This is a genomic window from Nocardiopsis alba DSM 43377, from assembly GCF_000341225.1.
Classification (GTDB): Bacteria; Actinomycetota; Actinomycetes; order Streptosporangiales; family Streptosporangiaceae; genus Nocardiopsis; species Nocardiopsis alba.
Window position 1 is genome coordinate 46,559 of sequence record NZ_ANAC01000011.1, and the last position, 21,161, is coordinate 67,719.

Below are 21,161 nucleotides of genomic sequence, written 5' to 3' on the forward strand. Positions count from 1 at the left end.
TGACGAAATGAGTCGTTGGTTGGTACTGGGCGGTACTCAGTTCCTGTCCCGAGAGGTGGCGGCCGCCGCGGTGGCCCGCGGACACGAGGTGGTCTGCGCGGCGAGAGGTCGGTCCGGGCCCGTCCCCGAGGGCGCCCGACTGGTGAGAGTGGATCGTGACGACGAGGACGGACTGGCCCCGCTGCGCGGCGAGAGGTTCGACGCCGTGGTCGATACGGCGATCATCTCCTACCGGTGGGTGCGCGAGGCCCTCGCCGAGTTCGCGGATACGGCCGGGCACTGGACGTTCGTCTCCACGATGAACGTGTACTCCGACCTGTCCCGGCGTGGCGGCGGTGTGGACGACCCCCTGTTGGAACCGCGTTACGCGGACCCGGAGGGCCCCGAGGACTTCGGCGCCTACGGGTCCATCAAGGTCGCCTCCGAGAAGGCGGTCGTCGAGACGGTCGGCGACCGCGCCCTGGTGGTGCGGCCCGGTCTCGTCTGCGGCCCCGGCGACCCGTACGACCGGTTCGGGTACTGGCCGGCCCGGTTCTCCCGCGGCGGGCGGGCGCTGGTTCCCGACGCACCCGACCAGCCGTGCCAACTGATCGACGTGCGCGACCTCGCGGAGTGGATCGTGCTCTCCGGAGAGCGCGGACTCACCGGAACCTTCGACGCGTCCGGTCCGCGGACGACGCTGGGGTCGGTGCTGGAGGGGATAGCGGACGCGGTCGGCGCCTCCGACCTGGAACGGGTTCCGGTGTCACCGGACCGGCTCTTCGAAGCGGGCGTGATGCCCTGGCAGGGGCCGCACTCGCTGCCGCTCTGGCTCCCCGAGAGCCATCACGGAGTGGTCGACCGGGACACCGCCCCCGCCCTGGAGGCGGGGCTGTCCGTCCGTCCTCTCGCCGAAACCGCCGAAGCGACCCTGGCGTACGAAAAGGAGGCCGGGCTCGATCGTGAACGGCAGGCCGGTCTGACCTCGGTGGAGGAGACCGAACTGCTCGAAAGGATCGACACCGCCGTTCCCTGACCCCGGGTCGCGGACCCTCGTGGCTCGGAGAACAAAGGAGAACGCCCCAATGCCGGAAATCGTGAAAGGGACAGGTCGAATGCGGGAAATCGCGGATTATCTTGCCTCAGGTGACATCGACGCCGACACGGTCGCCGGCATGGGCGTCCCGGAGAGCTACAAGGGGGCGGTCGTTCTGCGTGAGGACACGGAGATGTTCTCCGGTCTGCCGTCGCAGAGCCGGGACCCGGCCAAGTCGCTGACCCTCCGCGAAGTGCCCACACCCGAGCCCGGTGTGGGGGAGGTACTCGTCGCGGTCATGGCGAGCAGCATCAACTACAACACCGTTTGGAGTTCGATCTTCGAACCGGTTCCCACGTTCGGCTTCCTCCGGCGGTACGCGAGTCAGGTCCCCTCCGCGGGGATCCACGACCAGCCGTTCCACGTGCTCGGTTCGGACATGTCCGGTGTCGTGTTGAGGGTCGGAGCGGGCGTACGGCGATGGAAGCCCGGTGACAAGGTGGTCGCGCACTGCCTGTCGGTCGAACTGTCCGAAGCGGACGGTCATGACGACAGCATGCTCGACCCTGAGCAGCGCATCTGGGGATACGAGACCAACTACGGTGGGCTCGCTCAGCTCAGCCTGGTCAAAGCGAACCAGTTGATGCCCAAGCCCGCCCACCTGACCTGGGAGGAGTCGGCGGTCTCAGGGCTGGTGCACTCGACCGCCTATCGTCAGCTCATCTCCCGCAACGGGGCGCGTGTGAAGCTCGGAGACGTGGTCCTCATCTGGGGGGCCGCGGGTGGACTCGGCTCGTACGCCACCCAGTTGGCGCTGCGCGCCGGGGCCACCCCCGTGTGCGTCGTCTCCAGCCGGGCCAAGGCCGACCTGGTGCGGTCCCAGGGCGCGGAGCTGATCATCGACCGGGCGGCCGAGGGCTACAGGTTCTGGAGCGACCCGGACACACCGGACCCCAAGGAGTGGAAGCGTTTCGGTGCCCGGATCCGCGACCTGACCGGCGGCGACGACCCCGATGTGGTGTTCGAGCACCCGGGGCGGGAGACGATGGGCGCCAGCGTGTACGTGGCGCGGCGCGGCGGCACCATCGTCACCTGCGCGTCCACCTCCGGTTATCAGCACCAGTACGACAACCGTTATCTGTGGATGGGGTTGAAGCGGATCGTCGGTACGCACTTCGCGAACTACCGCGAGGCGTGGGAGGCCAACCGACTCATCGCCAAGGGCGTGGTCCACCCGACCCTTTCCGCGGTGTACGGATTGGACGACGTGGGACTGGCCGCTCGTCGGGTGCACCAGAACGAGCACAGCGGCAAGGTCGGTGTGCTGGCCCTGGCACCCCGGCCGGGTCTGGGAATCGACGCTCCCGAGTTCCGGGCCTCGCACGTCGAGCAGATCGAACGTTTTCGTGAGGGCGACGCGCATGACACGGTCTCCGGTTGATTCCGCTCTTTTCCGGAATCGGTAAATTCGTGATTCCTCTACTGATCTGATGGCCGTTGGTAATGATTCACATTGGTAGGTCGGTGGCAATGTCGTTGACGGATATCGGTGCACGGATCGAGCGAGCCCGGGCTGCGGCGGGTCTGAGCCAGCGTGCTCTCGCCGATGCCACGGGCATCTCACAGTCCACCCTGTCGCGGATCATCTCCGGGAATCGGGAGGCGAAGACGGCCGAGATCGCGGCGATCGCCTGGGAGACCGGGTGTACGGTCGCCCAGCTCACCGGGGTCGGGACGGTGGCCGAGCGGGTTCAGTGCGTGCCCCTTCTCACCACCGGCTCCGCGATGAGCGGCATGCGCCAGACACTGCTGGACTTCCTGGAACTGGACGCCTACCTGGACGACCAGGCCGTCTCCGCCACAACCTGAAACCGGACGGTCGAAACGTGAGCGCAGAAGTCGAAGGCCGCACCGCGGCCGAACGGTTCCGGGAGGAACGGAATCTCGGTGTGCAGCCCTTGGGCGACCTCATCGCGATCATCGAGCGGGCCACGGGGATCAACGTGGCCGCGCTCGAAGCGGACCAGGACCATCACGGCATGATGGTGCGGGACCGGCAACGAGACGTCATGTTCATCGGTGTCGCGTCCACTCGTCGCCCCATGCGGCAACGCAAGACACTCGCCCACGAACTGGGCCATGTCCTGTTCGGGGACGCGATGGGCGGTCCGGCGGGCGCCTGGGGTCACCCCCCTTTCGAGGAGAGCCGGGCCGACGCCTTCGCACGGCATCTGCTCGTCCCCCTCGACGGCCTGCGCGAGTTCCTCGGTGAACGAGGATCACCGGCCAAGGCCGAACTCTCCGAACTCTCCGAGGTCGTCCAGCGCTTCCTGGTCGCACCACCGATCGCCGCGATCGCGTTGTGCCAGGCCGGCTACATCGACGACGCCACCAAACGGGCGTGGCTGTCGCCCACCACGCCGCAGTTGGCGACGCGGTTCGGGTGGAGCGATCAATACCGTGCCCTGCGGGAAGAGTCCGCCCGGCGCCGGGCACCGCAACGACTCCTCGGCCGGGCCGTCAACGCCTACGCCGAAGGCGTCCTGTCGGTACAGGCCATCGCCACGTTGCGCGGTATCACGAGGCAGGAGGCCGAGATGGAACTGCGGGACGCGGGCGTGGTCCCCGTACGGCGTCCGCGCTTCGCCGGTTGACCCGCGGACCCACGAGGGCGGCCGCCGAACGGCCACGCCCCGGCCGCTATCGGCGGCCGGGGCGGTGGTGGCCGGTGGAGGGATCGGCCCACGGACGCGGGGGAGGGACGCACCTCCGAGCGCGGACCATGGTGGTCCTTCCGGTTCCGGTCAGGGGTTCTCGGTGACGGCGAGGCCGTAGTCGCTGATCCGGTAGTCCGTGTGCGGGCCGTCTCCGCCGGGGTTGGGGATACGACCGCCGTTGTCGGTCAGAGACAGGCCCTCCGGAGAGGCGATGCCCAGAGCCTCGGCGGTCTCCAGGACCAGCATGGCCAGCCGCACCGCGTTGACCTCGTCGTACCGGTAGCTCGGCGCGAGGTAGGCGATCTCCTCCTGGAGGTGACGTGCCTCGGTGGCCTCGGTCCAGCCCAGCTCCTCGGGATCGGGCATCTCGGGGGAGCGCTTCATGATGTCGGCCGCGGCCTCGTCCAGCCCCAGCTCCACGTCTTGCCCGAGCGCCAGTTGGAAGACCCAGGGACCTCCTTCACCGGGGATGTCACCGTGCAGGCCGAAGGAGCGTTCGAACCCCAGGGCGGTCAGCTCGGCGGGCATGGTGCGCAGGACGTCGACCAGCCGGCGCGCGTAGCCCTTCCAGTCGTCTCCCCTGGTGATCCCGGCGATGGTCATACCGGCGATGTCCCCGGTGAGGGAGACCCCGAGGAACCCGCCCACGAGGCCCGCCCCGTGCTCGCGGTCGTACCGGTACCGGCCCTCGGCGGGAGAGGTGGGCAACAGTGACAGCACGGGATCTCCCCTTCCGGAGACCCGCAGCTCCAGGCTGTTGGCCCGATCCCTCCAGCGCAGGAAGGGCGCGCCCCACTCCGGGGCCGAACCGTGCAGAGGATCGTCGGGGTCGTCCGAGCCGATGACGTTCGGCTCGCCGAGCCGCTCGCGGAGGGCCCGACCCATCTCTCGGAAGGCCTCGACCTGTTTCCGGACACCGCCCTCGACCCGTCCCAGCGGGAAGTGCAGCCCCGTGTACTCCTCGGTGGTCACGTGGATGTCCATGTGGTCTTCGACGGGCAGCAGCTGCCCCTCGCCGAACGGCCGGCCCGTGTGCAGGATCGGTCCGAGCTCTCCCGCGCTCCACTCCCAGCCTTGGGCGACCGCCCCCTGGGACAGGTCCGCCTCGGTCCACTTGCCCGGGCGGAACCCTCGGAGGAGGACGGCGAGTTCGGCGACACGGTCGGCCGGCCAGAGGGTGTTCGTCATGGGTGTCCGTTCCTTTCGGTGACGAGAAGATCCTGCCAGGGGCAGGGGACGAGAACGCCTTGAGGAATCGGGGAGCGGGCCCGACATGACGACGGACGCCCCGACCGGAAGGTTCCGGCCGGGGCGTCCGAACGCCGCGACGTGCTACGACGTCACGACATCCCTACAGGATGATGCGCATCGGCTCTTCGAGGATCTCGGCGAGGTCCTTGAGGAAGGCGGCGCCGACGGCACCGTCGACCGCGCGGTGGTCCACGGACAGCTCCAGCGAGATGCGGTTGCGCACCCTCACCTCACCGTCGACGACCACGGGCTCCTGGCGCATGGCGCCGACCGCGAGGATGGCGGCCTCCGGCGGGTTGATCACCGCAGAGAAGCTGTCCACGCCGAACATGCCCAGGTTGGACACGCTGAACGTGCCGCCGCTCATCTCCTGCGGCTTGAGCTTGTTGTCGCGGGCCTTGCCGGCCAGCTCACGCGTGCGGGTGGAGATCTCCGACAGCGTGGCCTTGTCGGTGTCGTGCAGCACCGGAACGACCAGGCCGGCGTCCACGGCGACCGCGACACCGACGTTGACCCGGTGGTGCTGGAGCAGCTTCTCGTCGACCCAGGAGGTGTTGACGGCCGGGTGCAGCTTGAGCGCGGTGGCACAGGCCTTCACGATCAGGTCGTTGAAGCTGATCTTGACGCCGGTACTGGACAGCTGCTCGTTGATCTGACCGCGGAAGGCCTTGAGGGCCTCGGCGTCGATCGTCCGGCGCAGGTAGAAGTGCGGGACCGTCTGCTTGCTCTCGGTCAGACGGCGCGCGATCACCTTGCGCACGTTGTTGATCTTGAGCTCTTCGGAGTCGCGACCGTCGTCGAAGGCCTGAGCGGCCGGGGCCGGAGCGGACTTCGCCGCGGCCGGCTCGGGGGCCGGGGCGGCGTGCTCGGCGGAGCCGTCCTTGGCGGCGGCCTCGATGTCGGCGCGGACGATCCGACCCTTGGGTCCGGAGCCCTTGATCTTGGTGATGTCCAGGCCGTACTCCTTGGCCAGCCGGCGGGCCAGCGGGGAGGTACGGGGACGGTCCGCCGGAGCCTCGTCAGACGAGGCCGCGGGGGCGGTCTCGGCCGGAGCGGCGGGGGCGGGCTTCTCCTCGGCGGCGGGCTCCTCGGCCTTCTCCTCGGCCGCGGGGGCGGCCGGGGCGGGGCTCTCCTCGGGCACGGCGTCCGGGGAGTCGGCGATGAGGCCGATGACCTCGCCGATCGGTACGGTGTCGCCCTCGGAGACGTTCTGCTTGACGAGGTAGCCGTCCTCGTAGGCCTCGAACTCCATGACGGCCTTGTCGGTCTCGATCTCGACCAGCACGTCACCGGCCGCGACCTTGTCCCCCACCTTCTTGACCCAGGTGGAGATGACGCCCTCCTCCATGGTGTCGGAGAGGCGCGGCATGTGGATCTCGCTCATTGAAACTCCTCTACCCGACCCGTTTGCCGACGGCGCTCAGGGTCTCCTTGATCGCGGTGGTGATCGACTCGACCGACGGCAGGGCCGCGGTCTCCAGCGGCTTGGCGTAGGGCATGGGAACCTCCGCCATGGCCACCCGGCGGACCGGGGCGTCGAGGTAGTCGAAGGCCCCCTCCTGGATGGAGGCGGCGATCTCCGCGCCGATGCCGTAGGTGAGCCAGTCGTCCTCGCAGATCACCGCGGCGCCGGTCTTCTTGACCGAGTCCACGAAGGTCTGGCGGTCGAGCGGGCGCAGGCTGCGCAGGTCGACGACCTCGACGCTGATGCCCTCGTCGGCCAGCTTCTCGGCGACCTGGCCGGCGACCATGGCCATCCGGGAGTAGCCGATCAGCGTGATGTCGCTGCCCTCGCGGGTGACGGCGGCGCGGCCGATGGTCGCGACGTTGTCGTTCTTCGGCTCGGCGTAGTCGTCGGGGACCTCGCCCTTGGAGTTGTACAGACCCAGGTTCTCCAGGAACAGGACCGGGTCGTCGTCGCGGATGGCCGCGCGCAGCATGGAGGAGGCCTCGGCCGGGGTGCTGGGAGCCATCACCTTGAGGCCGGGGATGAAGGAGTAGAACAGCTCGATGTTCTGCGAGTGCGTCGCGCCGAGCTGCTGGCCACCGCCGCCGGGGGTCCGGATGACCAGGGGAACGCTGGTCTGACCACCGAACATGCCGTAGATCTTGGCGGCGTGGTTGATGATCTGGTCGATGGCGATCAGCGAGAAGTTGATCGTCATCAGCTCGACGACCGGGCGAAGGCCCAGCATCGCGGCACCGATGGCGGCGCCGACGAAGCCCTCCTCGGCGATCGGGGTGTCCTTGACGCGGCGGGGCCCGAACTCCTTGAGGAGTCCCTCGGTGATCTTGTAGGAGCCCTCGAAGACTCCGATCTCCTCGCCGATGACGAGGACGTTCTCGTCGCGCACCATCTCGGCGCGCAGGGTGTCCCGCAGAGCCTGGCGGTATGTGATCACGGACATGTGACTGGTTCCTTCCCTACTCCGCGAACACCGGGTCGGCGGGCATGCGCCGCGACTCGTTGGGGACCGGGGTGGCGTATGTGTAGTCGAAGAGCGTGGACGGGTCCGGCTTCGCGCTGTTCTCCGCGAAGTCGGCGGCCTCGGCCACCTCGGCCTTGACGGAGGCGGCGATCTCCTCGCGGAGCTCGTCCGTGAGGATGCCGGCCTTGGCGAGCTGGTCGCCGAAGGTCAGGACCGGGTCGTTCTCGTCGGCCGAGGCCAGCTCGCGCTGCTCGTCGGTGCGGTACTTGGCCGGGTCGACGACCGAGTGGCCCTTCTTCCGGTAGCTCCAGGCCTCCAGGATGAAGGGGGTCTGCTCCTCGCGGGCGCGCTCGATCAGGCGGGAGGCGGTGTCGCGGACGGCCAGGACGTCACGGCCGTCGACGCGCTCGCCCTCGATGCGGTAGGCGGAGCCGCGCTTGTACAGGTCGGGCTCGGCGGAGGACATCTCCACGGTGGTGCCCATGCCGGTGAAGTTGTTGATCACCACGAAGACGATCGGCAGGTTCCACAGCTTGGCGATGTTGAGGGACTCGTGCCAGGCGCCGATGTTGGTGGTGCCGTCGCCCATCTGGCACATGACGACCTCGTCGCCACCGCGGTAGGTGACGGCCAGGGCCGCGCCCGTGGCCAGGGGGAGCTGGCCGCCGACGATGCCGTAGCCACCGAGCATGCGGGTCTCGGTGTCGTACATGTGCATGGAGCCGCCCCAGCCCTTGGACACGCCGTCGACGCGTCCGTAGAGCTCGGCCATGACCCGCTTGGGGTCCATGCCCTTGCCGATGGCGTAACCGTGGTCACGGTAGTTCGTGAACAGGTAGTCGCGCTCCTGGAGGGCCGTCATCAGACCGACGACGGTGGCCTCCTCGCCGAGGTTGAGGTGGCAGTAGCCGCCGATGCGGGCCTGCGTGTAGGCCTGGCCGGTGCGCTCCTCGAAGCGCCGGATGAACAGCATCTGGCGGTAGTAGTCGAGAAGGGTCTCCGGCGTCTCGTTGCCGAGGCCGTTGGTGTCCTTGCGGCTCCGGCGCCTGGACCCGGAGGCCCGGGCGCTGCCGCCCTTCGGCTTGGCCGTGTCAGCCATGGTGTGCCTTTCTACGTGCGAGAAGGCCCGCGTTCCGGCCTGTGGGACGGGTGGCGAGGCCTGCCCGGGCCCGCTGTCAGGCGTGGCCCTGGCGTGTGTCGCCGCCGGGCTCATTCGGCGACGACACCTGTGGCTGTTGCGGGGCGCGTCCGTTCGGGCCGTGGCGGGGACCGAGGACGGACGCGAAGCGAATCGGGTCGCGTGTGCAGTTGTGGCGCCGCGACCCTTGAGGGCATTGCTTCCCGTTGCGGAGAGCGGTAAGCATGTCCGGTCTCGCTCACCAGCCGGATGAACGATCCCGTACCACCAGGGGGCACGCGCGCATGGATGTGACGTGCGTCGCGCACACTCTACGGTCTGATCGATGATCGATCAATACAACTTTACGTCAGATGCCCGTTTTTTTGTGTGGAGGGTCAGGTGATGACGATCGGTGAGGGAAGGGGTGTCGGCAGGTCAGAGCGCGGATCGAGTGGGACGGGGGTCCGCCCCACCGCTCCTAGCGCCCGCCCCCGTGGGTTCTGAGGGCCGCCTCGACGTAGTTCAGGACATGCTCGCTGAGCATCTGACCCACGGCCGGATCCCCCTCGCGGAAGGCCCGTGTGATCTGTGCGTGGTCGGCGGCCTTGGCGTGCAGCTCCATGTCGAGCCAGCGCACCGACAGCGCGGTCCACACCTCCACGCCCAACGACTCCCACGTGTGCAGGAGCACGCTGTTGTCGGCGGCCTTCACGATCTCGCGGTGGAACTCCACACTGTGGCGGATCTGCTCGGTGACGTCCCCGCGGGCGGTGGCGTCCTTGAGCGCCTCCACCTCGTGTTCCAGGGCGGAGGGGTCCTTGGCCAGGCGAGGAGCGGCCAACTGCGCGGCGACGAGCTCGAGGCCCGCGCGAACGGGGTAGATCTCGGCCATGTCCTGTACACCGAAGGCCCTGACCCTGGCACCCTTGTTCGGCACCGTCTCGATGAGACGCAGGGTCTCCAGTTCGCGCAGAGCCTCGCGGACCGGAGCCTGGCTCACGTTGAGCTCCGTGGCGATCCGCCGTTCGACGATGCGCTCGCCGGGCTGCCATCGGCCGGACAGCAGGCCTTCGACCAGTACCTGCCGGATCTGTTCCCTCAGTGGTTCTCGGGCCAGTTTCGAGGGGTCGTCCGGCAACCGCGGGAGGTCGACCATCCAGGGCCCTTCCGTTCTCCGTCCCGTACGCGAGTGGCACACGGGTCGACGCACTCTCTTGTCTGACAAGCTCTTTGAAGAGTGCCACATGCGGACGGGTCGCCCGGACGAACGGCCACGGGCCACTAACGAAACACTCACGAACGGATCGCGCCCCGGTGAAGCGGAGGGATCCGGGAGGGATGCCTCGGGCAAAGTCCGAGGCAGAAGGGTCACACTCGGCCCCCGAGACCACCAATGGAGGGGTGTGTCCGGGTAGGCTCGTCTGTCGGCGATATCCAGACAAGGCCGTACGGAGTGTAGTCCACGTCACGGTCCAGGCCCGAGAGGGCCGACCTGACCTGCGCGAACAGAATCGGAGTGGGAGCGAGTGCCGGTGCGGCGCCGCTCGACTGCCGGTTCCGTCCCTCGGAAGCCGGACCTGCGAACGCCCGGTCGCGAACCACGCGAACCGGTCGGAAGGTTCGGCCGTCGAACCAGGGTGGAGGGGAGAGTCCCCTCGGCACCCTACCGACACCCGGTGTCGACCCCGAGGACGTCAGAACCAGTCCCGACAACCGCGGCTAGCCCGTCCCCCACGCCTGAAGCAGTGCCACAGGCAAGCCCACGACGTGTGAGACAGCACTGAGCACATGACGCATTCTTCGAGGACCAGGCACGCAAGGTCCGGACAGACGACCGAGCATCACGAACCGGAACGGAGCAGACCCGTGCCCGGTCCCTACAGCGGTCCCATCCCCGTGGTGAGAGCCAAGGAGTACGCTCCGGGGCCGCCCGTCGTGCGCGCGGTGAAGTGGCCGAGTGTGAGCGAGATCGCCTGGGGGCTCGCCTCGGATCGGATCGCGATCATCCTCTTCGTGGCCCTCATCGTGGTGACGATGCTCGCGGCGGGGCCCCTCCACCCGGTCGACAACTTCCTCAACGAACTGCCGCGGCCCTACTGGGACACGCTGCGCGAACCACTGATCTTCTGGCCCGACAACGTGGCCTCCCGTTACGTGGCGCTTCCGGTCCTGGGGGTGACCACGCTCCAACTGGCCTACTGGCATCGAAGTTGGCGGCCCATCATCCTGGGGGCGGGCGGCGTCTTCGGGATGATGTCGATGGTCTCGGTGATGAAGCTCTTCTTCAACCGGGGGCACGCCAAGTACTTCGACCCCGACTTCTTCGCCGGGATGGGGAACGTGGCCTTCCCCTCGGGGCACGGGGCCAACGCGATCCTCATCTACGGGCTGGTGCTGTTCCTGATCATCAGGTTCGGGGCGGCCCGGCCGCACATCATCAAACGCCTGGGGTACTGCATCGTGGGCATCGCCCTGTTGCAGTCCACCGTCTCGATCTACCTGCACTTCCACTGGTTCACGGACCTGGTGGCGGGGATGATCGCGGGGGGTTTCGCGCTACGGCTCACGATCCGCCTGGACCGGATGATCCCGCACGGTCACACCGTGCAGTGGTGGCCCTGGTACGGCAAGGAGTCGGAGCTCAAGACCTGAACGGACCGCGCGAAGAGGGGCGCTCGTCGAAGATCGACGGGCGCCCCTTCTCGTGTCCGGACGAGGTGTGTGACACGCGGAACTCGCGGACATCCCCGTAACGGATACCCCGGTCGGGTACTGGATGGGTGGGGAGGAAGGGCCGGGCGAGGTACGGCGCGACGACAGGCTCGGACCCGCGCACACATGGATCACGGCGCACACGACGAACACGGGCACGGGGAAGAGGAACACGCGGGCCACGGTGACCATGGCGGCCACGCGGGGCACGGCGACCACGCCGCGATGTTCCGCCGACGCTTCTGGTGGAGCCTGCTGCTGAGCGTCCCGGTGGTGTTCACCAGCCACATGATCTCCACCTGGCTCGGCTATGAGGTCCCCGAGGCCCTCACCTGGATCCCCCCGATCCTGGGGACCGTGATCTTCCTCTATGGAGGATGGCCGTTCCTGTCCGGGCTCCCCGCCGAGCTGCGCGACCGGCGCCCCGGCATGATGACCCTGGTCGCGATGGCGATCACCGTCGCCTTCGTCTCCAGCATGCTCGCCACCCTCGGGGTGGTCGGCATGCGTCTGGACTTCTGGTGGGAGCTCGTCCTCCTGATCGTGGTGATGCTCCTCGGGCACTGGTTGGAGATGCGCGCCCTCGGGCAGGCCTCCGGAGCCCTGGAGGCCCTCGCCGCCCTGCTGCCCGATCGGGCCGAGCGGGTCGACGATCAGGAGCGGATCGAGGAGGTCGCCGTCTCCGACCTGCGGCTCGGGGACACCGTCCTGGTCCGTTCCGGAGGACGGGTGCCCGCGGACGGGAACGTGGTCCGGGGGAGCGCGGCCGTCGACGAGTCGATGATCACCGGTGAGTCCCGCACCGTCACCCGGTCCGAAGGGGATCGGGTGGTGGCCGGCACCGTCGCCACCGACTCCTCGATCCGGGTCCGGGTGGACGCCGTCGGCGACGACACCACCCTCGCCGGGATCCAACGCCTGGTGAGCGAGGCGCAGGCCTCCAGGTCCCGTTCCCAGGCCCTGGCCGACCGGGCCGCGGCGCTGCTGTTCTGGTTCGCCCTGTCCGCCGCCGTGATCACCGCGTTCGTGTGGGGAGTGCTGCTCGGCGAGAGCGGCCAGGCCGTCGAACGGACCGTCACCGTGCTGGTCATCGCCTGCCCGCACGCCCTCGGTCTGGCGATCCCCCTGGTCATCGCGATCTCCACGACCCTGTCCGCGCGCAACGGCATCCTGGTCAAGGACCGGTTGGCCCTGGAACGCACCCGTCTGATCGACACGGTGCTGTTCGACAAGACCGGGACCCTGACCAAGGGCACGCCGGCGCTCTCGGGGACGATCGCCGCCACGGGGCGCCGGAGCGAGGACGTCCTGGCCCTGGCCGGCGCGGTGGAGTCCGAGTCCGAACATCCGCTGGCCAGGGCGATCGTCCGGGCGGCGGAGGAGCGGGGGGCGGTGCCGACCGCCACCGACCTCCGTTCCTTCACCGGACGCGGGGTCCGGGCCACCGTGGACGGGGCCGAGGCCTACGTGGGCGGGCCGGCGCTGCTGGAGTCCCTGGGGCTCGACGAGCCCTCCGAGCTGGTGGAGGGCGCCCGGACCTGGCGGGACCAGGGGGCGACCGTCCTGCACGTGGTCTCCGACGGAGAGGTGGTCGGCGCTCTGGCGCTGGCCGACGAGATCCGCCCGGAGTCCGCCGCGGCCACGCGCGACCTCCAGGCGCAGGGCGTCCGGGTGGCGATGGTGACCGGTGACGCCCGCAACGTCGCCGACACGGTGGCCGAGCGGCTCGGCTTGGACGAGGTCTTCGCCCAGGTCCTGCCCGACCAGAAGGACGCGGTCGTCCGTGACCTCCAGGAACGAGGGCACCGGGTCGCCATGGTCGGCGACGGGGTCAACGACGCTCCGGCGCTGGCCCGAGCGGACGTGGGGATCGCCATCGGCGCGGGCACCGACGTGGCCATCGAGTCCGCCGGTGTGGTGCTGGCCTCAGACGATCCGCGCGGGGTGCTCTCGGTCCGTCGGCTCTCGGAGGCGGGCTACCGGAAGATGATCCAGAACCTGGCCTGGGCGGCCGGCTACAACGTGGTCGCGGTGCCGTTGGCCGCCGGCGTCCTGGCCCCGATCGGGATCGTGCTGGCGCCCGCGGTCGGCGCGGTGCTGATGAGCCTGTCGACGATCATCGTGGCGCTCAACGCCCAGCTTCTGCGGCGGCTCGACCTGAGGCCGGCCGACTGAGGGACGCTCTCTCGACGGGAGGGGCGCGACGGATCCCGTCGGACGTGATTCACGGCCGGCGGCGGGATCGTCGCGCCCCTCCATCCGCTTCGCCCAGGGAGGGCACGATCCCGACCCGACGCCCCACCCGGTGCCGAAGGCGGTGATCGTCTTCTCGCCCACGAAAAGTTCGCATGAGTCCCTGCCGTCACAGAGGGCACTTTGTGAACACCCACCTCAGAGCGGTCACTTGTCCCGTTCCACACCTCCCGACTCCGGAATGGCCTTAGTCTCGGCACGAACAAGGCGGGGAGGAGCTCTCATGTACTGCGACTACTGCGGAAGCTGGAACGGCGGAGTGAACCAGAAGTGCAGGAACTGTCAACGCCCACTCGGTGTTCGTTCCGGAACATCGGCGGGGAACGGGCGGTCCTAGTGCCCCCTGCCACCCCCGATCCCACCGAGGTCATCGAGGCCTGGATCCCGCACGACGCCCGATGGCACGCCCAGGCGCGTCGGCACGCCCACAGGGGCTCCGACCACCTGCGGAACTATGTGACCGAGCTGGTGCGCGACCATCGCGACGGCCACATACCCATCACCGACGACTGGGATCTGCGCACCCTGAAGGCGGTGGTGGAGGACCTCCGGTGGGGCGGTCTCGGCGACGTGGACTGGCGTCGGGTCGCGCGGGCCCTCACCGATCCCGGGTTCGTATGACTTTCCGGTTCCACCTTCGTCGGTGGTCTGGACCCGCGTCACCGCGACTGCGACCATGGTGAGGTCGTGATCGCCCTCTTGTAGCGGGAGGGGCACGCGATGGGGCCGCCGCCTCGACCGGTTACGAGGCGGCGGCTCTCTTCGAGAAGGAGCCGGAGAGCGGCGGATGTTCCACGTGAAACATCACGCGCGTCCGTGACCTCCTCCTATGCCCCACGCCTCTCGGCGAGGAGATCGCGGCGTGGTTCGGGGTGGTCCAGGCAGAGCCCCATCGCCCGCAGCCAACGGTTGCCGCGCAGTCCCGGCTCGAGCGCGGCCAGCGCCGCGGCGTACTTGCTGAAACGGGCCTCACGGAACCCGAGTTCGTGCAGACGACGCTCGGTCGGGGTCAGTCCACCCCGGGTCTTGATCTCCAGCAGCACCACGTCCGGCCGCATGCGCACCATGCGATCCCCGCGGTACCCCACCAGCCCGGTGTCGACGGTCACCCGCTCCAGCCCGGAGAGGGAGACCACCGTGCTCCGGCGGTAGTCGGTCACCGCCGACGCGGTCAACGTGTCCGGGGATCCCAGCCGGCACCGGTCGAGGGTCCGATCGAGGAACCGCCGGGTCCGCGGGGTGAGCCGATCCTCCGGCGTCTCCATCGGCAGCTCGATCCGTACCTTGTCGGTGATCCCCCGCGCGCCCTTCGTCTTCACCTCGAACATCCTCGTGCCCGTGTCCAGGTAGGTGCGGGTGCGCACCTTGTACCGGAGTCGGCGCCCCTGCCGGTGGTCGTGGAAGGTCCTCAGGTCCGGTGTGTCCAGGTAGGTCGACGAGTACAGGAAGGAGGTCCGGCCGCCGATCTCCAGCACCCCGAAGTCGCGCTCGGCCCCCGCGAAGAGGTCGGACATCGAGCTCACGGGCACCAGGTACTTGCGGCAGGTGCGGGTGACCAGGGAGGCGCGTTCGTTGGTCTCGGCCAGGGACAGGGGGCGTAGCCGCTCCAGTCCGGGCGGCATCGGCCCGAGCGGGGAGGGGTCGAGGTCGTTCCCGGCGGCGAGGGACCCCGTCGGGGCGGGGGAGGGGCGGACGCTCACCGGCCACCCCACAGCGTCGCGAGGGGGCGGGTCCGCTGCCCGGTACGGGGGACCGACTCGGGAGGGGGCACCTGGAAGCGGACGTCCAGCACCATGAGGTCGCGCACGTAGTCCACCTCGGTGACCTCCACGTGCCGGACCTTGCCGCGAAGGCGACCCTCCAGGTCCTGGCGGAGCGCCAGGGGGTCCTCGTGCACGACGTCCAACGTCATGATCCGACGCTGGGTGCGCGGCAACAGCCTCGGGTGTCCGGCCACGTACAGCACCCCCAGCAGCAGGACGTTCAGACCGATCATCACCAGAGGCGGCGCGATCGCGTTCACCAGGCCCAGGGAGATCGCCACGAAGTAGTAGCCGATCTCGCCCTGGCTGATCAGATCCGAGCGCAGCCGCAGGATCGACAGGACACCGAACAGGCCGAACCCGACCGCGAGCCCCACCTCCTGGCGGGCCATCATCGCGACCACGGCGAAGATGCCGACGTTGAGGGCCACGTAGGCCAGCACCAGATCACGACGGCCGTGCCGACGGAAGTAGAGGACGTAGGACAACACGGTGATGGCGGCCAGGTCGACCGCGAGAGCGAACCAGATCATGGCCATCATCCTGTGGGGCGGTCGTGAGACGTCCATGAGCCTCGGATGAGGAAATCCTCATGAACGCCGCACGACCCCGGAACGAATCCTCGAAGCGCTCCGGCACCCGCGGATCAGCCGGTCAGCCGGTACCCCATGCCCCGCACCGTCACGATCCGCTCCGCGCCCACCTTGCGACGCAGGGCGCGCACGAACACGTCCACCACGTTGGAACCGGGGTCGTAGTCGTAGCCCCACACGTGCGACAACATCTGCTGTCGGGTCATCACCTGCCCCGGATGGCGCATGAGCAGTTCCAACAGAGCGAACTCGCGCGCGGTCAGGTCCACCGTGGCCTCCTCCACCGACACCCGACGGGTCCTCAGGTCCAGTGACAGGTCTCCGACGCGCAGTACCGTCAGGTCGGCCGTGCGCTCGTTGCGCATCCGCAGCCGGACCCGCGCCAGCAGCTCCTCGAAGCGGAACGGTTTGGTGACGTAGTCGTCCGCCCCGATCTCCAACCCGGTCACGGTGTCGCGCACCCCGTCCCGGGCGGTCAGGATCACCACGGGCAGATCCACCCCCATGGCCCGGAGCCGACGCAGGACGTCGAAACCATCGGTGTCCGGCAGCCCCAGGTCCAACAACATCAGGTCGAAGCCGCCGGTGACGGCGTAGTCGACCGCGTCGGCCCCGGTCCCCACCACGGTGGTGGCGAACCCGTTGGCGGTCAGCCCCTTGCGGACGAACGAGGCGATCCGTTCCTCGTCCTCGACGATGAGTACGCGACTCAAGCCTGTTCCCTTCCGATGCTTCCTCCCGCGGGCCGATCGACCGGCAGGACCAGAGTGAACGTGGACCCCTGACCGGGGGCCGAACGCAGATCGACCCGGCCGTGGTGGGCCTCGGCGATGGCCCGTACGATCGCCAGCCCCAGCCCGGCGCCCCCTTCGCCGCGTTCCGTGCGGCGGCCCCGGGAGAAGCGCTCGAACACGCGACCATGGTCCTCGGCGGGGATCCCCGACCCCTGGTCGGACACCCACAGACGCACGTCCGAACCGACCAGGGCCGAACCGATCCGGACGGTCGAACCGGCGGGGGAGTAGCGGACCGCGTTGGCCGCCAACTGCACCATCGCCTGGGTGACGCGCTGCGGGTCCAGCCTCGCGGTGCCGTCGGCGATCGCCTCCAGCCGCCACGACCGGTCTCCCAGAGGACGGACCTTGGCGTCGATGTCGCTGGTCAGCTCGGCCAGGGAGACGGGTTCGGGGCGGACGAAGTCGGGCTGCTGCGCCTTGGCCAACAGCAACAGGTCCTCGACGATACGGCCCATCCGGTCCAGCTCGTCGGTGACCAGCCGGACCACCTCACGACGCTCCTCCGGATCGTCGCCCATGAGCTCCAGGTGGCCGCGCACGATCGTGATGGGGGTACGCAGTTCGTGTCCGGCGTCGTCGACGAACCGGCGTTGGGCGGTGAACGCGCCCTCCAGCCGGTCCAGCATGCTGTTGAACTGCTCGGCCAGGGCCGCGATGTCGTCCCGCCCGGACACCTCGATGCGCTGGGTCAGATCCTCCTCGCCGATGGCCGCGGCGGTCTGGCGGACCAGCCGCACCGGGGCGAGGATGCGCCCGGCCACCCACCATGCCGCGGTGGCCGCCGCGAGCAGGCCGAGCCCGCTCACCAGGGCGATCGTGCCCATCGTGGAACCGATGGTGTCCTGTTCCTCGGCGGTGAAGTAGCCGATCACGAACCATCCGGCCGGGCCGTCCCGCCCGTCCGGCGGCAGCACGCGCACCTTCTCCCAGCGGACCGGGCCCGCCGGGGTGTCCAGGGAGCCGCGGGCGTCGGGGGAGTCCAGGATCTCCCCGACCGCCTCGGGGTCGGCCGACAGGTCGTGCGGAGGCTCCTGGCCGTGCCGGAGCCGCCCGGAGTCGGCGGGCGGGGCCTCGCCGCCGGGTGCGCCGCCGCGCTGCCGTGAGGACTCGCCCGTGCTCTCGTCGACCCAGCCGAAGAGGATCTCGGCGTCGTCCGGGTACTGACGCTCCAGGTAGACCCGGATGAGCGAGGAGACGTCGGTGAAGGGCTCGCCGGTGCGGGGGTCGACCCCGATCGAGGCGAACTCCTCGAACTCCGCGGTCTCCTGGCTCAACGCCCGGTCGACCCGTTCCTCGCCTCGGGTGGTCAGGGCGCTCCAGGTCACGACGTTGACCAGGACCAGGACGGCGGTCATCAGCAGGACCAGCCACGCCATGATGAGCAGGCGAGCGGGGATCCGCCGCCGTTGGGGGAGTTCGGGCTGAGGTCCGCGGATGACCATCGTCGGGAAGAGCGAGGTCGCGCCGGACCCGCCCCCGGGTCTGCCTCCGGGGGGTATCCGCACGGTGGTGGAGTCGGGGGATTCGTCGGGGTCAGTCGTCATCGTCGTCCTCGAACCGTGCTTCCAGGCAGGCGTCCCACCAGCTCTCCCATTGGTCCTCTCCCCAGTTCTCGTGGCCGGAGGCGCCGTCGAGGCAGTCGACGGGGAAACCGGTCGGCGATGGGGGAGGTTCCGTCTCCGCGGGCTCCGACGGTCGTTCGCTCGCCGCGGGCTCCTCCTCGCCGGTGACGGTCGAGGGAGGCGACACCACGCCCTCGTCCGTGGGGTCGGGCGACGCGTCCTCGGGCGAGGTCCCGATCACCACCTCGGAGACGGGTGTCGACTCCGGAGCGCGCAGGAACAGCACCCAGACCAGAGCCGCGGAGGCCACGAGGACGACCGTCAACGCCCCTGTGACCAGTGGCATCAAAGGTGATCTCATATTCGCCGAGCCTGCCCGATCCACACGAAGTCCTCATGAAACGAAGATGAGGAGATCTTCATGTTCCCAGGTCGCGCGCGGGGGGGGGGGAGGGGAGGCCCCTCCGCTCCGGAGGGCCCCGCCCGGGGGTTCATGCGTCGTTAGAGGACCTCGATGGTGGCGGTGGTTCGTGCTCCGCGCTCGATGCGCCGGTCCGCGGTGACGAGAGGTACGTCCAGTTGTTCGGCCAAGGCGACGTACGCGGCGTCGTAACCGGAGAGGTTGTTCGCCAACTCTCGCATTCGAGGCCACAAGGGGTGGAGACCGTAACGAACGATGGTCAAACGTTCGAAGGCGTTCATGGCCAGGTCGCGGTCATGCCGAGGTAGTCCGGCGGCCCGACCTCGTGAGGGCTTCGACAGAGAGAGCAGGACCGAGGAGACCTCCCAGTCGATGAGGGCGGGCGCGGTCAATTCTTCGGAGCCGAGTCGATCGCGGGCGACCTTGCCGATCTCTCCCTGAGAGGTGAGCGCGTTGATGAGGGCCGAGGTGTCGACGACGATCAACGGCCCTCCCTTATCTCGGATATGGCGTCTGTGACGTCTTCCCTGGTGACGGAGGTCGTCATGCTCCCGCTGCTCTCCTCGAACACCTGGGCGTTGGCCCGGGTGACGTTGACCGGGTGAAGGATGACGGTGCCGTCCTCGGCCATCTCCACTTCGTAGTACTCGCTGGTGAGGATTTTTTCTCCCAGGGTGATACGCCCTCGGCTGCCTCTCTTGACCAGTTCCATCGTGCCACTCCTTCCCTGAATCCCCATGTGGGTAATACCCACAATACCCGGTCGAGGTTCGGGCAAGAGAAGGGTGACGAGAGAGTGGTCGCGCGCGGGGGGAGGGGAGGCCCCTCCGCTCCGGAGGGCCCCGCCCGGGGCGACCCGTGTCGACGGGCCTCCCCGGGCGGGACGGGTCCCGTCCTCAGACGGGCATCAGTGTGAACGCGAAATCGGTGTTCCTCGGACGGCGCAGTGAGACGTCGGCCTTGATCCGGCGCGCCACCTCGCTCCGGCTCAGGCCCAGACCTCGGGCGAGGAGCCGATCGGGACGCAGCGGCACCGGAGCGTCGAAGACGACCTTCGACCCGATCGGCCACGCATGGTCGATCGGCACCGTCGGGGCGTCCAGCCGCCAGGCGTCACGCCAGTCCAGTGTGAAGTGGTGGCGCCGTGCCAGAGCCGGATCCAACAGCCGGGACGTCACGAGGTCCAGGTCGTTGGCGTGGTATCCGTCCAGCACGGCCGGGTCGAAGGAACCCACCGCCGCGCGCTCGTGCACGGTCAGCTTGTTCGTGCGGTCGCAGCCCACGCAGCGGACCAGCAGCCACACGTCCAGTCGTCCGCCGTTGGCGTTGACGCGGAACCTGCCCTCGCCGGTGGTGGCCGATTCCGATCGGCAGTCCACGCACCGCAGCGACAGCAGGGGCAGCCCGGTCCGACGGACGGTCCAGGACGGCACGGTATGAGGTTGTGAAGACATGAGTGCTCTCGAACCTGACACGAGGCCGATTACGCGCGGCCTCGAACGCTGTACTACCGGGCGCTCGAAGGCAGCCCGGCGGAGCCGACGGCATGGTCGGCCTCACGTTGAGCGAAAGGTGTCAGGTCAAAGGGCAGGCGGGGTCACGCGGGTACTTCCCCTGTCTTCACGATGAACGGTCCCGGGCAACCTACGAGGCTCCGGGGCCGACTTCAAGGGGTTTTCCGGCGTGTGCGCGAAGGCCCTCGCGTGGAAGGGGCGAGGGGCGGACCGTCAGTAGCGGCGGCCGCGCAGCTCGGCGACCAGGACCGCGGCCTGGGTACGGCGCTTGAGGTCCAGCTTGGCCAGTAGGGCCGAGACGTAGTTCTTCACGGTCTTCTCGGCGAGGTAGAGGCGTTCGCCGATCTGCCGGTTGGTCATGCCCTCGCCGATGAGGTCGAGGATCTGACGCTCCTGCGGGGTGAGTTCGGCCAGCGGGTCGGGCTCGGCCTGGGCGCCGCGCAGGCGCTCCAGCATCGCTCCGGTGCTCCCGGAGTCCAGCAGCGAGCCACCGGAGGCGACGGTGCGCACCGCGCCCACCAGATCGGCGCCGTGGATCTGCTTGAGCACGTAGCCGGCGGCACCGGCCATGACGGCGTCGTAGAGGGCGTCCTCGTCGGCGAATGAGGTGAGCATGAGGCAGGCGATCTCGGGGTGGTCGGAGCGGATCTCACGACACACCTGGACCCCGGAGCCGCCGGGGAGGCGGACGTCGAGCACGGCGACGTCGGGCAGGACGACGGGGATGCGCGACAGGGCCTGCTCGGCGGTCCCCGCCTCGCCGACCACGGTCATATCGTCCTCGGTCTCCAAGAGCGAGGCGACACCGCGTCGAACGACCTCGTGGTCGTCGACGAGGAAGACCCTGATCCGCTTCTGAGGCCTTTCGGTCCCACCGCCCGCCATCGGTTCTCCCTCTTCCCGTCTCCTGAGGCTCGCGACATCACTCCGAGAAAGACGTTAATACGTGGACGAGGTCCAGCGGGGGTCTTAGGGCATCGAAGTGACCTGCCAAAAGTCCTATTTCAGGACAAA

At 69.0% G+C, this 21,161-nt stretch carries 21 protein-coding genes; 7 read left to right on the forward strand and 14 right to left on the reverse strand.

Annotation, left to right across the window (positions count from 1 at the left end):
• Positions 1-7: 7 nt before the first annotated feature.
• From D451_RS0110060 to D451_RS0110075, 4 genes are all read left to right on the forward strand, one after another.
• Positions 8-1,015, forward strand: a complete 1,008-nt coding sequence (locus D451_RS0110060; protein WP_017534304.1) for an NAD-dependent epimerase/dehydratase family protein — start codon at positions 8-10, stop codon at positions 1,013-1,015.
• Between the two features lie 79 nt (positions 1,016-1,094).
• Positions 1,095-2,456, forward strand: a complete 1,362-nt coding sequence (ccrA, locus tag D451_RS0110065) for a crotonyl-CoA carboxylase/reductase (RefSeq protein ID WP_014912743.1) — start codon at positions 1,095-1,097, stop codon at positions 2,454-2,456.
• An 89-nt stretch (positions 2,457-2,545) separates the two neighbouring features.
• Complete coding sequence (locus D451_RS0110070; protein ID WP_014910002.1) at positions 2,546-2,884, forward strand: helix-turn-helix domain-containing protein; 339 nt, start codon at positions 2,546-2,548, stop codon at positions 2,882-2,884.
• A gap of 17 nt (positions 2,885-2,901) precedes the next feature.
• Positions 2,902-3,669: an ImmA/IrrE family metallo-endopeptidase gene (locus D451_RS0110075; protein ID WP_017534305.1), complete on the forward strand. Its 768-nt coding sequence runs from the start codon at positions 2,902-2,904 to the stop codon at positions 3,667-3,669.
• A 150-nt stretch (positions 3,670-3,819) separates the two neighbouring features.
• Here D451_RS0110075 and D451_RS0110080 read toward each other — a convergent pair whose 3' ends face one another.
• The 5 genes from D451_RS0110080 to D451_RS0110100 form a co-directional block, all read right to left on the reverse strand.
• Positions 3,820-4,920, reverse strand: coding sequence for a hypothetical protein (locus D451_RS0110080; protein WP_017534306.1), 1,101 nt, complete (start codon positions 4,918-4,920; stop codon positions 3,820-3,822).
• Positions 4,921-5,083: 163 nt separating this feature from the next.
• Positions 5,084-6,367 (reverse strand): dihydrolipoamide acetyltransferase family protein, encoded by a 1,284-nt coding sequence (locus D451_RS0110085; protein WP_014912256.1) that lies wholly within the window; start codon positions 6,365-6,367, stop codon positions 5,084-5,086.
• 10 nt (positions 6,368-6,377) lie between these two features.
• Complete coding sequence (locus D451_RS0110090) at positions 6,378-7,391, reverse strand: alpha-ketoacid dehydrogenase subunit beta (protein WP_014908958.1); 1,014 nt, start codon at positions 7,389-7,391, stop codon at positions 6,378-6,380.
• Positions 7,392-7,407: 16 nt separating this feature from the next.
• Positions 7,408-8,511: a pyruvate dehydrogenase (acetyl-transferring) E1 component subunit alpha gene (gene pdhA / locus D451_RS0110095; RefSeq protein WP_014913521.1), complete on the reverse strand. Its 1,104-nt coding sequence runs from the start codon at positions 8,509-8,511 to the stop codon at positions 7,408-7,410.
• 499 nt (positions 8,512-9,010) lie between these two features.
• On the reverse strand, positions 9,011-9,688 hold the full coding sequence (locus tag D451_RS0110100) for a GntR family transcriptional regulator (RefSeq protein WP_014911282.1): 678 nt from the start codon (positions 9,686-9,688) through the stop codon (positions 9,011-9,013).
• A gap of 740 nt (positions 9,689-10,428) precedes the next feature.
• Here D451_RS0110100 and D451_RS0110105 point away from each other — a divergent pair.
• From D451_RS0110105 to D451_RS0110115, 3 genes are all read left to right on the forward strand, one after another.
• Entirely contained in the window at positions 10,429-11,184 is a 756-nt protein-coding gene (locus D451_RS0110105; protein WP_036568029.1) for a phosphatase PAP2 family protein, read from the forward strand.
• Positions 11,185-11,370: 186 nt separating this feature from the next.
• Positions 11,371-13,419 carry a heavy metal translocating P-type ATPase gene (locus tag D451_RS0110110; protein WP_017534307.1) on the forward strand — a complete coding sequence of 683 codons (2,049 nt, stop codon included), beginning with the start codon at positions 11,371-11,373 and terminating at the stop codon, positions 13,417-13,419.
• Positions 13,420-13,833: 414 nt separating this feature from the next.
• Entirely contained in the window at positions 13,834-14,118 is a 285-nt protein-coding gene (locus D451_RS0110115; protein ID WP_014908637.1) for a hypothetical protein, read from the forward strand.
• 206 nt (positions 14,119-14,324) lie between these two features.
• On the opposite strand, the gene D451_RS0110120 is transcribed toward D451_RS0110115, so the two are convergent.
• From D451_RS0110120 to D451_RS0110160, 9 genes are all read right to left on the reverse strand, one after another.
• Positions 14,325-15,197: a polyphosphate polymerase domain-containing protein gene (locus D451_RS0110120; RefSeq protein ID WP_014910772.1), complete on the reverse strand. Its 873-nt coding sequence runs from the start codon at positions 15,195-15,197 to the stop codon at positions 14,325-14,327.
• The gene (locus D451_RS0110125) at positions 15,194-15,793 is read right to left on the reverse strand and encodes a DUF4956 domain-containing protein (RefSeq protein WP_036568031.1); all 600 of its coding nucleotides are present in this window, start codon (positions 15,791-15,793) and stop codon (positions 15,194-15,196) included. Before D451_RS0110125 ends, D451_RS0110120 begins: the two co-directional genes overlap by 4 nt.
• A gap of 113 nt (positions 15,794-15,906) precedes the next feature.
• Positions 15,907-16,566: a response regulator transcription factor gene (locus D451_RS0110130; protein ID WP_014911085.1), complete on the reverse strand. Its 660-nt coding sequence runs from the start codon at positions 16,564-16,566 to the stop codon at positions 15,907-15,909.
• On the reverse strand, positions 16,563-18,194 hold the full coding sequence (locus tag D451_RS0110135) for a sensor histidine kinase (RefSeq protein WP_014911494.1): 1,632 nt from the start codon (positions 18,192-18,194) through the stop codon (positions 16,563-16,565). Before D451_RS0110135 ends, D451_RS0110130 begins: the two co-directional genes overlap by 4 nt.
• The gene (locus tag D451_RS0110140; RefSeq protein WP_014912455.1) at positions 18,184-18,558 is read right to left on the reverse strand and encodes a superantigen-like protein SSL4; all 375 of its coding nucleotides are present in this window, start codon (positions 18,556-18,558) and stop codon (positions 18,184-18,186) included. Before D451_RS0110140 ends, D451_RS0110135 begins: the two co-directional genes overlap by 11 nt.
• Before the next feature lie 155 nt (positions 18,559-18,713).
• Positions 18,714-19,118 carry a type II toxin-antitoxin system VapC family toxin gene (locus D451_RS0110145; RefSeq protein ID WP_017534309.1) on the reverse strand — a complete coding sequence of 135 codons (405 nt, stop codon included), beginning with the start codon at positions 19,116-19,118 and terminating at the stop codon, positions 18,714-18,716.
• Positions 19,115-19,345, reverse strand: a complete 231-nt coding sequence (locus tag D451_RS0110150; protein WP_014911946.1) for a hypothetical protein — start codon at positions 19,343-19,345, stop codon at positions 19,115-19,117. The genes D451_RS0110145 and D451_RS0110150 overlap by 4 nt, the downstream gene beginning before the upstream one ends.
• 184 nt (positions 19,346-19,529) lie before the next feature.
• Entirely contained in the window at positions 19,530-20,066 is a 537-nt protein-coding gene (locus D451_RS0110155; protein WP_017534310.1) for a DUF1062 domain-containing protein, read from the reverse strand.
• 294 nt (positions 20,067-20,360) lie between these two features.
• Entirely contained in the window at positions 20,361-21,032 is a 672-nt protein-coding gene (locus D451_RS0110160) for a response regulator (RefSeq protein ID WP_014913384.1), read from the reverse strand.
• Between the last annotated feature and the right edge of the window lie 129 nt (positions 21,033-21,161).

Coding starts and splice junctions, on each gene's coding strand:
- D451_RS0110060 (WP_017534304.1), top strand. CDS start 8: ATGAGTCGTTGGTTGGTACTGGGCGGTACTCAGTTCCTGTCCCGAGAG.
- ccrA (WP_014912743.1), top strand. CDS start 1,095: ATGCGGGAAATCGCGGATTATCTTGCCTCAGGTGACATCGACGCCGAC.
- D451_RS0110070 (WP_014910002.1), top strand. CDS start 2,546: ATGTCGTTGACGGATATCGGTGCACGGATCGAGCGAGCCCGGGCTGCG.
- D451_RS0110080 (WP_017534306.1), bottom strand. CDS start 4,920: ATGACGAACACCCTCTGGCCGGCCGACCGTGTCGCCGAACTCGCCGTC.
- D451_RS0110085 (WP_014912256.1), bottom strand. CDS start 6,367: ATGAGCGAGATCCACATGCCGCGCCTCTCCGACACCATGGAGGAGGGC.
- D451_RS0110090 (WP_014908958.1), bottom strand. CDS start 7,391: ATGTCCGTGATCACATACCGCCAGGCTCTGCGGGACACCCTGCGCGCC.
- pdhA (WP_014913521.1), bottom strand. CDS start 8,511: ATGGCTGACACGGCCAAGCCGAAGGGCGGCAGCGCCCGGGCCTCCGGG.
- D451_RS0110100 (WP_014911282.1), bottom strand. CDS start 9,688: ATGGTCGACCTCCCGCGGTTGCCGGACGACCCCTCGAAACTGGCCCGA.
- D451_RS0110110 (WP_017534307.1), top strand. CDS start 11,371: ATGGATCACGGCGCACACGACGAACACGGGCACGGGGAAGAGGAACAC.
- D451_RS0110125 (WP_036568031.1), bottom strand. CDS start 15,793: ATGATCTGGTTCGCTCTCGCGGTCGACCTGGCCGCCATCACCGTGTTG.
- D451_RS0110135 (WP_014911494.1), bottom strand. CDS start 18,194: ATGACGACTGACCCCGACGAATCCCCCGACTCCACCACCGTGCGGATA.
- D451_RS0110140 (WP_014912455.1), bottom strand. CDS start 18,558: ATGCCACTGGTCACAGGGGCGTTGACGGTCGTCCTCGTGGCCTCCGCG.
- D451_RS0110150 (WP_014911946.1), bottom strand. CDS start 19,345: ATGGAACTGGTCAAGAGAGGCAGCCGAGGGCGTATCACCCTGGGAGAA.
- D451_RS0110160 (WP_014913384.1), bottom strand. CDS start 21,032: ATGGCGGGCGGTGGGACCGAAAGGCCTCAGAAGCGGATCAGGGTCTTC.